Annotated in this window: 10 protein-coding genes; 3 read left to right on the top strand and 7 right to left on the bottom strand. The window is 48.6% G+C overall.

Annotated features, from left to right (window positions below):
- Positions 1–248 precede the first annotated feature (248 nt).
- From cobD to pilM, 6 genes are all read right to left on the bottom strand, one after another.
- Positions 249–1,397, bottom strand: a complete 1,149-nt coding sequence (cobD, locus tag JGK07_RS15210) for a threonine-phosphate decarboxylase CobD (protein ID WP_293224965.1) — start codon at positions 1,395–1,397, stop codon at positions 249–251.
- 15 nt (positions 1,398–1,412) lie between these two features.
- Positions 1,413–1,706 carry an HU family DNA-binding protein gene (locus JGK07_RS15205; RefSeq protein WP_293148925.1) on the bottom strand — a complete coding sequence of 98 codons (294 nt, stop codon included), beginning with the start codon at positions 1,704–1,706 and terminating at the stop codon, positions 1,413–1,415.
- 1,043 nt (positions 1,707–2,749) lie between these two features.
- Positions 2,750–5,200 (bottom strand): type IV pilus secretin family protein, encoded by a 2,451-nt coding sequence (locus JGK07_RS15200; RefSeq protein ID WP_293242388.1) that lies wholly within the window; start codon positions 5,198–5,200, stop codon positions 2,750–2,752.
- 396 nt (positions 5,201–5,596) lie between these two features.
- Complete coding sequence (locus JGK07_RS15195) at positions 5,597–6,397, bottom strand: pilus assembly protein PilO (protein ID WP_293182090.1); 801 nt, start codon at positions 6,395–6,397, stop codon at positions 5,597–5,599.
- Positions 6,394–7,311, bottom strand: a complete 918-nt coding sequence (locus JGK07_RS15190; protein WP_293182088.1) for a PilN domain-containing protein — start codon at positions 7,309–7,311, stop codon at positions 6,394–6,396. Before JGK07_RS15190 ends, JGK07_RS15195 begins: the two co-directional genes overlap by 4 nt.
- Before the next feature lie 458 nt (positions 7,312–7,769).
- The gene (gene pilM, locus JGK07_RS15185; protein ID WP_293211418.1) at positions 7,770–8,864 is read right to left on the bottom strand and encodes a type IV pilus assembly protein PilM; all 1,095 of its coding nucleotides are present in this window, start codon (positions 8,862–8,864) and stop codon (positions 7,770–7,772) included.
- 70 nt (positions 8,865–8,934) lie between these two features.
- Between pilM and JGK07_RS15180 the strand changes: the two genes are divergently transcribed.
- The 3 genes from JGK07_RS15180 (at position 8,935) to JGK07_RS15170 (ending at position 11,360) form a co-directional block, all read left to right on the top strand.
- Positions 8,935–9,231 carry a hypothetical protein gene (locus JGK07_RS15180; RefSeq protein WP_293182084.1) on the top strand — a complete coding sequence of 99 codons (297 nt, stop codon included), beginning with the start codon at positions 8,935–8,937 and terminating at the stop codon, positions 9,229–9,231.
- 24 nt (positions 9,232–9,255) lie between these two features.
- On the top strand, positions 9,256–10,539 hold the full coding sequence (locus JGK07_RS15175; RefSeq protein WP_293242391.1) for a sugar ABC transporter substrate-binding protein: 1,284 nt from the start codon (positions 9,256–9,258) through the stop codon (positions 10,537–10,539).
- Positions 10,540–10,916: 377 nt separating this feature from the next.
- A complete protein-coding gene (locus JGK07_RS15170; RefSeq protein WP_293191551.1) occupies positions 10,917–11,360 on the top strand; it encodes a retroviral-like aspartic protease family protein in 444 nt (147 codons plus the stop codon).
- Between the two features lie 799 nt (positions 11,361–12,159).
- Here JGK07_RS15170 and JGK07_RS15165 read toward each other — a convergent pair.
- The gene (locus tag JGK07_RS15165; protein ID WP_293182078.1) at positions 12,160–13,293 is read right to left on the bottom strand and encodes a cupin-like domain-containing protein; all 1,134 of its coding nucleotides are present in this window, start codon (positions 13,291–13,293) and stop codon (positions 12,160–12,162) included.
- Positions 13,294–13,330: the final 37 nt, after the last annotated feature.

Below are 13,330 nucleotides of genomic sequence, written 5' to 3'. Positions count from 1 at the left end.
GAAAACAACGTAATTTCAACGGCCCACTCTTCAACCCGCGGAGGCGGGTTTTGTCTGTATAGGCGCGAATTCCATTCGCCCGCTCTTCTGGCATTCATTTCACGCCAAAATCAAAGATTATGACGTGAGATGAATTTCCGAGTTAACAGCTAAGGAACGAAAATTTAATAATTTAAACAGCTCCTACAGTCCTCTCTCCTATACTCTGGGAAGTAAAAGGAGGCAGAGCCTGGTAACAAGCAAGTCGATTAAGTTATTAAATTGCCATTCCTAATCACATCGGCAAGTCCAGCAATCAGTCGCAGATTGTCCACCCGATCGCGCACGGCGACTCGGAAAAATCGATCGCCCAACTCAGGAAAACTCAAACAATCCCGAATCAAAATCCGGTGTTGTTGCAACAGACTTTTTTGAATTGCAGCCACCGACACCGACGACTCAACTAACAAGAAATTAGCCGCCCCAGCCATTGGCCGCAAACCGGGTAAATCAGCCAAACCCTCAAACAGCTCTCGCCGAGCCACGGGCAGCCAATCCCAAGTTTGCCGCTCAAAAGCGGTATCTCGCACCATAGCAGCAGCCGCCGCCGCAGCCAAGGCATTCACAGGCCAAGGATCGCGCAGCAACTGCCAGCGACGCAGGATGTCGGGATGGGCGATCGCACATCCCATCCGCAGTCCCGGCAGAGAATAGAATTTGGTGAGCGATCGTAAAATCACCAAATTCGGAAATTCCTCAACTAGAGCGATCGAACTTTGCTGCTCTGCTGGCGGTAGAAAGTCCATAAAGGCCTCATCCACCACCACCATACCCAACTGCTCCAAATAAGGCCGAATCGCCTCCCTACCGAAGAGCAAACCCGTAGGATTGTGAGGGTTGTTTAGCAACAAAGCTCGATCGGCACCGAGAGCAAGAGGAACCGGGAGAGGGAAAGAAGGAGAGACAAGGGAACCGTTAGAAACCGATAAATCATCCGCTACTAACCCGTTACCAGTCTCCCAGTTCAACGATTTCAGATCCAAAGGACAATCGAGCACCTGCGCGCCGAAAGCCGAAAGAGCTCGCCAGTAATCGCCAAAAGCCGGAGTCACCAAATAAGTCGCCTCCAGCTTCGACAAATCCCAAGCCGCCCAAGTCAACAATTCCGCCGATCCATTCCCCGGCAAAATCCAATCCGGATCAACATTCAATGCCTCACCCAAAGCAGTCCGGAGCTCTCCATAATCCGGGTCTGGGTAAGCCGTGAGACTGCTCAAATGAGCTTGAATCGCAGCCAGGGCAGACTCAGGAGGGCCCAAAGGACTGATACTGGCAGAAAAATCGAGAATAGCAGAGGGAGGGCAGCCAGCCAATGCGGCTGCCCAAGCTAAATTCCCACCGTGTACAGGTCTAATCAAGACTCAGTTCACCAATTAAATTTTGGGTTCTTTCGGCGGTGCAACTCTGTCCTTAAACAACTTACCTGCGGAAAATGCAGGAACTTTAGTTGCCGGGATTTCCATCTTGTCGCCAGTTTTGGGATTGCGACCCTCCCGGGCCTTGCGTTCCCGCGACTCAAACGAGCCAAAACCGACCAATGTCACCTTGTCGCCGTCGGAGACAGCTTTCATGATTGCTTCCAAGGCTGCACTCAAAACGGCATCTGCCTGTTTTTTCGTGACACTAGCATTTTCGGCCACTACATCAACCAATTCACCTTTGTTCATTCAGAACTCCTTCTGGGATTTGCAAAATACGTTAAACAGAGTTCAACTATTAGCTGTGAGTTGTAACTGTATTGGAGTTTGGGTTGAGAGCGTTTGGGTTATCCCCTATTACTCCAGCCCGCTTCCCCAATTAAGAACTCCTGCTGAATACTAATTACCCTAGGGTAATTGGTCAGAAAAGGAATTTTTGTTTTTAGTTGCTGAAAACCCGACAGCATCTAATTTTCACTGCATTATTCTAAAGTCTTGCCGACCCTTATGGATCGGTGGAACCTTTAATTTATATGGATTCGGACAATTTTTAGAATTAATACCTAAATTTAGGTAAAAAAATACCTCTTTGGAGAGAAGATTTCTTGCCTCCGTGGATTTGAAATTTGAAAATAAGTAAAAATAGCAGGAATAAAATGTCATTTGTCAAGGGTTAAACAAAACTTTTTTTCCTGATTCCTGATTGCTTCTGAGAGAAAGAAGGTGAATTAAAAGGAATAAAGTCTGAATTGTCAAGGGGAAAAGAAATATTTCTTTTCCTCGAACCTCTTCTCTCTTCCCATTCGTGTCACCAATCGCCTAAAAACCTTTGTATCTCTATCTCTCGTTTATAGCCGAGGCCCGATCCCCCTAAATCCCCCTTAAGAAGGGGAGTAGGGGTTGACTTTGAGAAGAATCCTGTCCCTCTCCCCGGATAGTCGTTTGTATCTCTCGTTTATAGCCGAGTCTCGATCCCCCTAAATCCCCCTTAAGAAGGGGAGTAGGGGTTGACTTTGAGAAGAATCCTGTCCCTCTCCCCGGATAGTCGGGGGAGTTGGACGACGCTCTTCTCTCCCGGATAGTCGGGGGAGTTGGACGACGCTCTTCTCTCCCGGATAGTCGGGGGAGTTGGACGACGCTCTTGTCCCCCCCTTGTTAAGGGGGGTTAGGGGGGATCTAGACTCGGCAAATCGTCAGACAGCAGACCGGCACGACTTTTGACCTTAAGTTGACACCTCTTCCTTCATCCCGATGCCCTCTTTGCCCGATGCCCGATGCCCGATGCCCCATGCCTACTGTCTGGGCTGGACGGGTTGACTGCGCTGCAACAGTTGGCGGGCGTCGGGACTGATGTTGTTTTGGTAGCCAAAGTTCGATCGATCGCTATCATCCAAAATCTGGGGAGTCAGCAATACAATCAACTCTGCCCGCTGGTTATCCTTAGTGGTGCTCCTGAACAGCGAACCGATAATCGGCAAATCTCCCAAAATCGGAATCTTGTTTGCTGTAATCCGTTCTTCGTCGCGGATAATCCCCGAAACAATCAAAGTTTGACCGTCCCGCAGGCGAATTAGCCCCGATTGCAACGATCGCTCGCCCAGCAGCGTTATCTGATTGGTGTTCGCGCCCGTGGCCAGATCTCGAGTGGAGCCCGGTGTCCTGATAATCGGGTTCACCCGCAAAGAAACAAAGCCATTATCGTCAACCCGATCGATCGCCACCCCCAACTGCAAACCGGCCTTATCTTTCACTGCCGTCGTGGTTGTGGTACTTGTATTTCCCGTGGTCTGCGTTTGCTGAGTGATGTTAGTAATTATCTCATCAGTAATATTCACATTCGCCGTTTCTCCTTCTTGAACCACCAGAGTTGGATCGGTGAGGATTTTGGCATTCCGGGTTTCAATAGTTGCCTGCAACGCCGACAGGAACCTCCTCGGATATTGCAACAGCGGGAACAGGGCGAAAGTCGCACTGCCACCCGGGCCAGGCTCGTAAGTTTCAACCCCAACTCGTCCGGGGTTACCAGTAATTGCTGTCGGGCGGAGGAACACCCCGCCACTGTTAGGTACGTTGATTAAATTGCCATTCCGATCGTAGGTAGGAGTCCCTGTTAGAGGCACGTTGATTAAATTGCCCCTCTGATCGTAGATAGGCTCCACGGCTCCTATGGGGTTGGGGACGATCGGCGGAGTCGATCGATTGTTGGGATTGTTGACATCACCGACTGTAGCCGGCCGCAAGCCACCAAAATTGAGACTTGCTACTCCGTCCTGATTGACAAAGAAATTGTTATTAATTCCGAAAGAGAAACTGCTGCTACTTCTGTTGTTTCCCAGCAAGTTGACATCGATCACCTTGACGTTGACAGCCACTTGACGGCGGCGCAAATCTAGCTGAGTCAAGAAAGCTACCGCAATATCAACTTTGCGGGGGTCGCCCACCAAAGTGATGGAATTGAGCCTCGCATCCGCCAGCACCGACAGTCCCCTCAGCAAGAGCGGCCCGTTGCCATCCTTAGCGCCGATCGCCTTAATGTCCGGTTCCCGAATTTCCACATCCCGCGCCGCATTTCCCTGGCCCACGGTTTGAATAGTCACCCGAGTAATCGGGAGTTGAGTTTCCGCACCTTGAGCGCTCAAAAAGTTAGCTGCATCCGTAGATCTGACTTGATTGAGTCGCAGCGTCCGAACGATAATATTGCGCGAGTCTAGAGGCAAATTAGAACCGACAAAAATCGTGCGCCCGACGCGGTTGGCTTGCAGCCCGCTGATCCGCAGCACGTAGTTGAAAACATCTTGCACCGACTCATTTTCGATGTCCAAGGAAATCTTCGGCCCTTCATCAGATGCTCCTGCTGCTCCCGGTGCGGCCGCCGGAGCGGCTTGGCCTGGTTGGCCGGGGGCCCCGCCGCCTGTAAAAGCAATGTTCAATCCCGCAGCCCTGGCCAGCAGAGCTAAAACGTCGCGGACTGGGGCATCGCGCAGCACCAAACGGGGGATGCGTTCTCCCGAACTTAGTTCAATACTTGCCCCAGCCGGCGCGATGTTAGAAACTGCGATATCTCCCAAGGGCGGCGCTACAGCCCGCGGCTGGAAAGACGGAGCTTGATTGTTCTGAGATTGTATTTCGCTGGGGAGGGGCGGGCGATCGTTCCTAGTAATAGTAACTTCGGGATTTTGCAGCATCACGCCCGGGGTTTGCGACGTGCGGACGGGGGCCGGCCGGGAAGTTGTTGGGCTCAGCGGCAGTCCTGGAGGTGGCGGAGGTACATTTTGGGCTTGGTTTAGCGAGGGCAATGCAGCCTGTGTTGCTGGGGCAGACTGCGCTGTCCCGCCCTGTCCGGCAACGCTTAGGACGATGCTTTGGCCTTGTCCGGGCACAAATTGTCCGTTGGGAATTCCGTTGGTTCCTGCCACTACAACGCGGATGCTGTTAGCTTCTAGCTGGGTGATTTCTACTGAGGAAATGCCCGGAGCTGGGTTATCTTGCCGGAAGCTGTTGCCTTGGCGCAGGCGGAGCTGGGTGTTGGTAATCGTGGCTTGGTAGGTATTGCCGCTGTTGATGCCAAAAACTTGCGGGCGATCGCCCTTTTCGGTAGCTAGGACAATATTTACGCCATTATTAGCTTGACTTACTTGCACTCCTGTGACTTTAGTCGGCGCTGCCGAGACTGGCGCTTGGGCGAGCATAACTCCGGCAACGCTGCTCAAGAGTCCTCCACTTAACCGTAGATGCTGTTTCACGTTCTCTCCTCTACACTTTATTATTTATGGGCATGGGGCATGGGGCATGGGGCATGGGGCATGGGGCATGGGGCATGGGGCATGGGGCATAGGTTATTGGTTATTAGTTATTGGTTATTGGTGAGGGCCTACTAATGTCCAATGCCCAATGCCCCATGCCCTGGGAAGGCCGATGCCCACGGAGCCCTATGGGCACATCATCTTACTGAAACGAAGGCTATATCTTCTCGATTCGAGCCTGTGTTTGAAGGAAGAAGTTAGAATGAATTCGGCAAAAAGCCTAATTTTAGATTGCCATATATTTTTGTTCGCGGCATTCATATTTTGGCGTTCTATCTTCTACCTCCTGCTGAAAAAGCAACTTTCAAAAAAGAGCTAATATCAGCAATAATACGGCTACTTAGCAGCAGGACTTGGAGCCGGAGTTGGCAGTTTTTCTTCTTGCTTTAACGGCAGCAGCGCGTGCAAGTCAAAAGCCGTTTTAATTTTAGTTTGTGGCTGCTCCACAGGGACTATTCTTCCCTTCAAAAAATCTATTTGCATAGACTGAGTTGATGTTAGCAATTCAGATTTCAAATTCCTCACTACCAACAGCGACTGCATCAACTCCAAGTTACGCATGAAATTGCGGGTTTGAGCGAAACTGCCTTCAAACTCTACCTTATATTTTTTGCGTCTGAGCTTGCCAGCCAGGGACGGCCCGAAGGACGTATCGCTGAGAATATCAGGGTCGGGAGCTCCCGGCACGGGTGCTGGTGCTCCTGCTGGCGGGACATCCGGCTCAAATTTGGTAATTTTAGCCTTGAGGTCGTCCCCTTGCACGCCGGCGTTGATGCGATTAACCAGTTGGTTCATGTCAAGCAGCAGCGTGTTAGAGCCTGCGTCGCTAGCAAACATTGCCGTCACGTTGGCCCGGCGCTGTTTGGCTTCTTCTTGCTTTGCTTGTGCTTCTGACTTTTTGAGAATTAGAGTTTGCAATTCGACTTGCGTTTTCTTGCTGGCGGCAATTTTTTGTTTAATTTCGTCGCTTTTTTGGAATTCCGGGAGTACGAACTGGGAGCCGACGTAGCCGGCTATTCCGAGGCCGAGAACCGCGATGCCTATTGCTTGGACTTGGGGTGTCAGCTTAATGCCAAATATTTCCTGAGTCCCTGCTTCTTCTGCTTGTGCCCCGCTGGGAATAAACTCTGCTGTCATGGTTTTTTCACCTCTGTTTTTTCTGGTTCTAGCACTCCTTTTTCTTGAAGTGTTTCTATCCGTATTGCTAGCCCGTCTGCTTGCTTGCTCCGCAGCTCGGGGAGCAACTCGGAGGCGCCAGTCGGGCTGAGCGTTGTTTCAATTTTATATTCCACCACCGGCCGCAGTTTGGGAAGTTCTGCTGCTGCTGCGTTTGGGTTCCGCACTTGTAATTGCGTGGGGTTGCTTTTTAATGTGGCCGCTACCAGTTTGGTATCGGTGTTGAGGAAGAAAGGAGAGCGCTGGACTAGAAGCATAAAGTCGTTAACTTGAGCAAAGGTACTGGCTATCCCTGAAATTTGTACTTTTGCCGCCTGTGGCGGGGCGACTGGGATAGGAGCAGCCACCGGGGTGGGGCTGGCTGGGGATGGACTCGCGCCGGGGGATGGACTCGCGCCGGGGGATGCGGCGGGAGTTGCCGCGGGGGGAGGGGGTGCTGCTGCAACGGGGGCGGGACTGGGGTCGATTTGCTCGATTTTGGCAATTTGCAGTCCGGCGGGAGTGCGGGCACTCAGGTCTTGCAGCATCGCCGACCAAGGTTTAATTTGGTCGAATACTCCGGCTAATGCTTTGTATTCGGCGGTAACTTTGTCGGTTTCGGCGTTGATGGCTTTGATGGCGTTGGCTTGAGTGCTTAACCTTGCCAGTTCTTGTTCGATGTTTGCTTGTTCTGTAGCCAAGCTGCTATTTTGGCTGGTCGCCCACCACCAGGCGCCCATGACGGCGGCATTGAGACCCAAGGCAAACAGCCCCGCCCCAATTAGGGGCAGTTGGTCTTTGGCTCCCCCGGAACTTCTTCTAGCTGAGCTTTTGGCTGCTGTGACTGGTTTGTAGTCGGGGCGATCGTTGAGAAAATTAATATCTAGGCTGTACATGGCTTCACTGGATTTTATAGCAGAAGGAAGAAGGAAGAAGGAAGAAGGAAGAAGGAAGAAGGAAGAAGGAAGAAGGCATGAAAGGCTTGGCTCAAGGTAAAAAGAAGGAAGAAGGAAGAAGGAGGAAATCCTGTGGAAGGTGCAATCTGCCGCATGGTTTGAGCAATTAAGAACGTCCCAACCGTCTTGGCTGTTGCTATAGATTTTAATTTGAAATTTTAGATTTTAGACAGAGCGCCAGATTGCCGGTATAAGTGAAGGATTTATTTAGGGAAGAAAGAAACAACTTTCTGCCTTCTACTGAAGGAAGTGGTTGCTTCTACCTCCGATATTCTACCTTTTACCTTTTACCTTTTACCTCCAATATTCTACCTTCTGTATCAGGGGGCTTCTTTTTGCGGAAGAAGCTTTTTCCTAAAATTCTCAAATCTGTTTTTCTATTATCTAAAACTCTTAGGTCACATTACCTCCCTGAGTCCTAAACCTAAGGCTACTCCTAAGCCTGCTCGCTGTTCTGGGCTAATTTCTTCGCTGATTTCGAGTCCTAGGGTTTCGATTGGGTCTACTTGAGATGCCGGCAAGCTTAATCTTTGCATGAAAAATTCGTCAAGTTTGCCGATCGCAGCTCCTGGCCCTGCTAGCAACAGTTGCGCTACTTCGAGTTCTTCGCTCTGGTTGAGGTAAAAGTCTACTGAACGGCGCAGTTCGTCTGCTAGTTCTCCCAATACTTTAATCATCGCATTGGTGCCGGGATTGGTGTCTCCCGATGCGCCCATTGTGTCTGTGACTGGTAGGGTCATGCCTTGCAGTTCGCTGGTGTCTCTGGTGGGAGGCAGGTTCATGGCTTGGTTGAGGGCGGTCTGGATTTGGTAGGTGCCGATCGGGATAGTACGGTTAAATTGCGGTATGCCGTCCACTACTATAGCTAACTCGGTACTGTCAAATTCTATGTCTGTGAGGACTGCGGCTTCTTGGGATGAAAATTGTTGCAGTTGGTCTTTGAGGGTGCGGATCAGGGCAAAGCTGGTTACTTCTAGCACGTCTATAATCAGTCCGGCTTCTTTGAAGGTTTCGATGTAGGTATCGGTAACTTCTCTGCGGGTTGCGACTAATACCACTTGCACTTTTTCTACGCCGTCGTCATCTACAAATAGGCCTATTTTTTGATAGTCTACGTCGGCGTCTTCTCTGGGAAACGGTAAGTACAGCCCTGCTTCTGCGTTCATGTAATCCCGGAGTTCTTCTTCGTTGAGTTCTGCGGGAACTGGAATTAGCCTGATCACGGCTTCGCGGCCGGGAATGGCTGTGGCTACTTTCTTGGCTTTGATTTTGTTTTCGGCGAGGAGGGCACGTATTAGTTCTGCCATTCCCGGCGGATCGACTATTTGCCCTTCTTGTATGATGTCTTCTGGTACTTCCATTGAGGCTAGGAGACCCAATTTTAATGCCTGAGCTTTCTTTTCGATCTGAATGATGTTGATGCGATCTGGGGCTATTTCGATCCCGATTCCAGGCTGGCGTGGGGAAAGTAGACCTTTGAAAAAGTTAACCATAGGATTGGGTCGTCGGTAATTGGTATTTTTTTATGTTGTACGCTTGCCAGCCTGATTGGGCCGTTGGCTGTTGGAAGATTGGTTTCCAACTCCCGCCGATACTGCGATCGCTGCGATCTCGGTATCCCGCCTGATTCTGCGCTGCACAGTCTTTGTGGCGCGATCGCCAGTTTCGATTTTATGCTATCCAATTTACTTGACAATAGCTATTCTGTTGCGAATGTCAACAAATTTAAACTCGATCGACCGAAAACCTGCCGGTTATGCAGCAAAACCGACTCTCTCCCTCCCGGGCCCGCACACAAAACTCTGGCGCTTGAGCCCAGGAGGGCTTTGGGAGGGCGATGCTTGTTTTCTCCTTAGCTAACCTTGAATCTCAAAATTTATTTCTATGAAACGTAAATCTTGGCAACTGTTCGCTGTTTTTGGGCTGGTGGGGCTGCTGCTGGCTGCGGTGGTAAGTTGCAGCAAGCCGGCTGTTAATTCCCAGACCAAGAATGCGGACGCGATCGAGTTTTGGACTATGCAACTGCAACCTCAGTTTACTGAGTATTTCAACAAGACGATCGCCGGTTTTGAAGCCGAAAATCCGGGAGTGAAGGTGCGCTGGGTGGACGTGCCTTGGTCGGCGATGGAAAGCAAGATTTTGGGGGCTGTGTCGGCGAAAACTGCGCCGGATGTGGTGAACCTGAATCCTGATTTTGCTTCGCTGTTGGCTGGGCGCAATGCTTGGCTGGATTTGGACTCGCGGATTTCGCAGCAAGTGCGATCGAGCTATCTGCCAAATATCTGGAAAGCTAGTGTACTTGAGGGCAAGACTTTTGGCATTCCTTGGTATCTTACAACTCCGGTAACTATTTACAATACGGATTTGTTTAAAAAAGCTGGAATTACCAAGCCTCCGGCTACCTATGCCGAGTTGGCAACTGTTGCAAAACAGGTAAAAGAGAAAACTGGTAAGTTTGCTTTTTTTGCGACTTTTGTACCGGAGGATTCGGCGGAAGTGTTGCAATCTTTCGTGCAGATGGGTGTGCCTTTGGTGGACGCTCAAGGTAAGGCTGCTTTTAATACAGCTAAGGGCAAAGCTGTTTTTCAGTATTGGGTTGATTTGTACAAGGGCGGGCTGTTACCGCAGGATGTTTTGGTGCAGGGACACCGCAGGGCGATCGAGCTTTATCAAGCTGGAGAAACTGCTTTGTTGGGTTCCGGGCCTCAGTTTTTAAAGGCGATCGCCGAGAATGCTCCGAGTATTGGTGCTGTTTCAACTGCTGCGCCTCAAATTACCGGAGAAACTGGCAAGAAAACTGTGGCAGTAATGAATTTAGTTATCCCTCGCGATAGCAAGCGGCCTGATGATGCTGTCAAGTTTGCTTTGTACGTAACTAATTCTCAAAATCAGTTAGCTTTTGCGAAGGCTGCTAATGTTTTGCCTTCCACGATTGAGACTTTGCAGGACGGTTATTTTAAGAGCGTTCCTGCCGATGCTGCTTCGAGCGATCGAGCTAGGATTATCAGCGCTTCTGGGTTGGACAAAGCCGAGTTGTTGATTCCGCCTCTCAAGGATGTTAAGAAGTTGCAAAAGGCAATTTATGACAATTTGCAAGCGGCAATGTTAGGCGAAAAACCAGTAGAGCAAGCTGTCACTGATGCGGCGGAGGCTTGGAATCAAAGGTAGTTTTTTATTAAAGCTGGGGCAACTTTTTTTTTAGTTCGCCCCTTGCTTTTTTTTGCAACTTGACATATCATTAAATAATGGAAATCCGTGTCGCCATATATATAAGTCAATATCAGCATTAAAATTATCATCCTAGGTTCGTAGTGAGGACTTTAGTCCTTCTTTAGTACAACTAATATTATCGTTTCCGGTTGTATGGTCAGGTGATTTAACCGCAGAGAACACAGAGGACACAGAGAGAGAGAATAGAGATCTGAATGCAAGACGATGGTATCGGATTTGATATAGATTGCTCACGAGAAACCCGTGCGATCGCTCCTGCATATAAGTTATAATTAAACTAGGTAATAACTCCGACGCTACCGCAGGAGGCAACTATGCAAATTAAAAACAGCAATCCAATGGGAAAAGTTTTTGCCACTCTGACAATCGTTAATCGAGCCGACCAAATTCGGGCAGAAGATGGGACGATTCTAGAAGACCAAATTCGGTCGATCGTCCTCAAAAACGTATTGGTGGACACAGGGGCTACTACCTTGTGTCTGCCAAAAGAGGCGATCGCCAAACTGGGACTAAAACTCCTCAAAGAAGTAGACGTAGCAACAGCAATGGGTATTGGCAAAGCCCGCATTTTTCAAGATGCTAAAATATCAATGTTTGACCGGGAAGGCACTTTCGAGTGCTTGGAGTTACCGGGAGGTAATGATGCACTTTTGGGTGTCATACCTTTAGAATCATTGGGATTGGAAATAGACTTGCAAAATCAAATCTTGAAACCTTTACCCATCAGTCCGACTGAAACCTATTTGACGATTTTGTAGCGCTAACCCCCATTTTTGAGACGGTTGTGCGTTGACAAGTGCGATCGTTTTTCTCGATTCAGCAATATTGTAGCGTTCGTCAGCGAGGGCCCTAATTTTCAGGTGGGGAATCAGAAGTGGCTGACGCACCCTACTATTTTATGAAAACTAATATTATCGTTTCGAGTTGTATGGGAATAATTTAACCACAGAGAACACAGAGGACACAGAGGGAGAGAATAGAGATCTGAATGCAGGTTATGACAATTTGCAAGCGGCAATGTTAGGTGAAAAACCAGTAGAGGAAGCTGTCACTGATGCGGCGGCGGCTTGGAATCAAAGGTAGTTTTTTATTAAAGCTGGGGCAACTTTTTTTTTAGTTCGCCTCTTGCTTTTTTTTGCAACTTGACATATCATTAAATAATGGAAATCCGTGCCGCCATATATATAGGTCAATATCGGCATTAAAACTATTATCCTAGGTTCGTAGTGAGGACTTTAGTCCTTCTTTAGTAAAAGTAATATTATCGTTTCGAGTTGTATGGGAATAATTTAACCACAGAGAACACAAAGGACACAGAGGGAGAGAATAGAGATCTGAATGCAGGATGATGGTATCGGCTGAATAAATAGCGGTAGAAGTTATTCTAGTTGCCAAGGCAAGCCCAAGGAATGAAGAGAAGACTTTAGTTGGTGCATTTGGCTTTTGGGTTTTTAAGTCCCAAAAGCCTTTCTACCTCAATTATGCAATCGCCCCTCTTGACTTGTCAAGACAGTATCTACAGAATTTTGGAATGGTTTTTGTGAAGCAAACCCCAACCTACGACCAATTAATATGAGGATATTTCCATTCGTAATAATTGGGAAACACAAAATTAGTAAACGAAACCGAAATACTCACATCCAGGGATTTTACGTGATGCCACCAACCCACAGGAATAAAAATAACTTCTCCCGGTTCCAAAATCACCTCAATGATTTTCGCCTCTCTGTAAAGCGGATACTTTTCGTAGTCAGGATTTTCGCCGTCAACCTTGCTGAAAACTCCGACATGATTGTAAAGTAGAGGTGTTTGCTGCGGACAAATCAACTTAATTAATTTGCGTCCCGATACCTGTGCTAAAACTAAGTTAACCGGGTCGTGGTGTAGCGGTGTAATTGTACCTTTCGGGCCAAACCAAAAGAAAATTCTGCCTTTGGTATCGTCGGGAGTCAGATATTCTGGGAAAATTTCAAAGTCGTTGAATAGCGGTTTAAATTCTTCTCTTTCCAGAGTTTGGTTGTTAGCAACCATGTAGCAGTCGTTGCTAGGGCCGCCGTTGACGACCATATCTATATATTCGCGGAACTGAACGGTTTTTTTGTGGTTGTGTATCTTAATTTCGTAATCCGGATCGGAATTGCGGTTGGCTTGAATTTCCACCTCTGCATCGCCGTATTTTTCCTGCAAATACTCTGGCGTCCACAACTGTAAGGCTTTCCAGTTGTGCATGATGTTGGTAATAATTACCGGAGTGTTTTTTGCGTAGTAATTTTCGAGAAAATACTCTCTAGAAAGACTGCTTTTCCGTTCGATTGTGCCAAACTTGGAAGAGAGGGCTGCTAATTGATTGTTGATGGTTAGTTGCGATTCCAGTTTCTGCAATAACTGTACGTAATGGCTGCCTGCTTGGAAGTACGGATGAGAGGATATTTTGGTAACTTCTGCGGTTGCTGTTTCGGCATCAACGCCTGTATTTATTAGGCCTTGAATGATGTCTGCATCTGGTAAATTTAATAGTTTGTTGGCTGCTACCCACTGTTTCAGGTTGTCGGGGACTTCTGGCTTGCTTGGCGCTGCTGCGAGTAGATTGGGCAAGTTTTGTGTCAGCCATTCTAGATTAACCTGTTGTTCTTCTGTGAGGGTAATCCGCAAAGGGGGAAGTGTGATGGTTAGGGGTTGGGTGTCAGGCATGATTGGAGTGTTTTGTTTTGGGGTGGTTTTGTTTTGC

The sequence above is a fragment of the Microcoleus sp. PH2017_24_DOB_U_A genome (genome assembly GCF_020738205.1).
Taxonomy (GTDB): domain Bacteria; phylum Cyanobacteriota; class Cyanobacteriia; order Cyanobacteriales; family Microcoleaceae; genus Microcoleus.
Note: the sequence above shows the minus strand (reverse complement) of the source record. Positions and strands in the feature narration are given on the sequence as shown.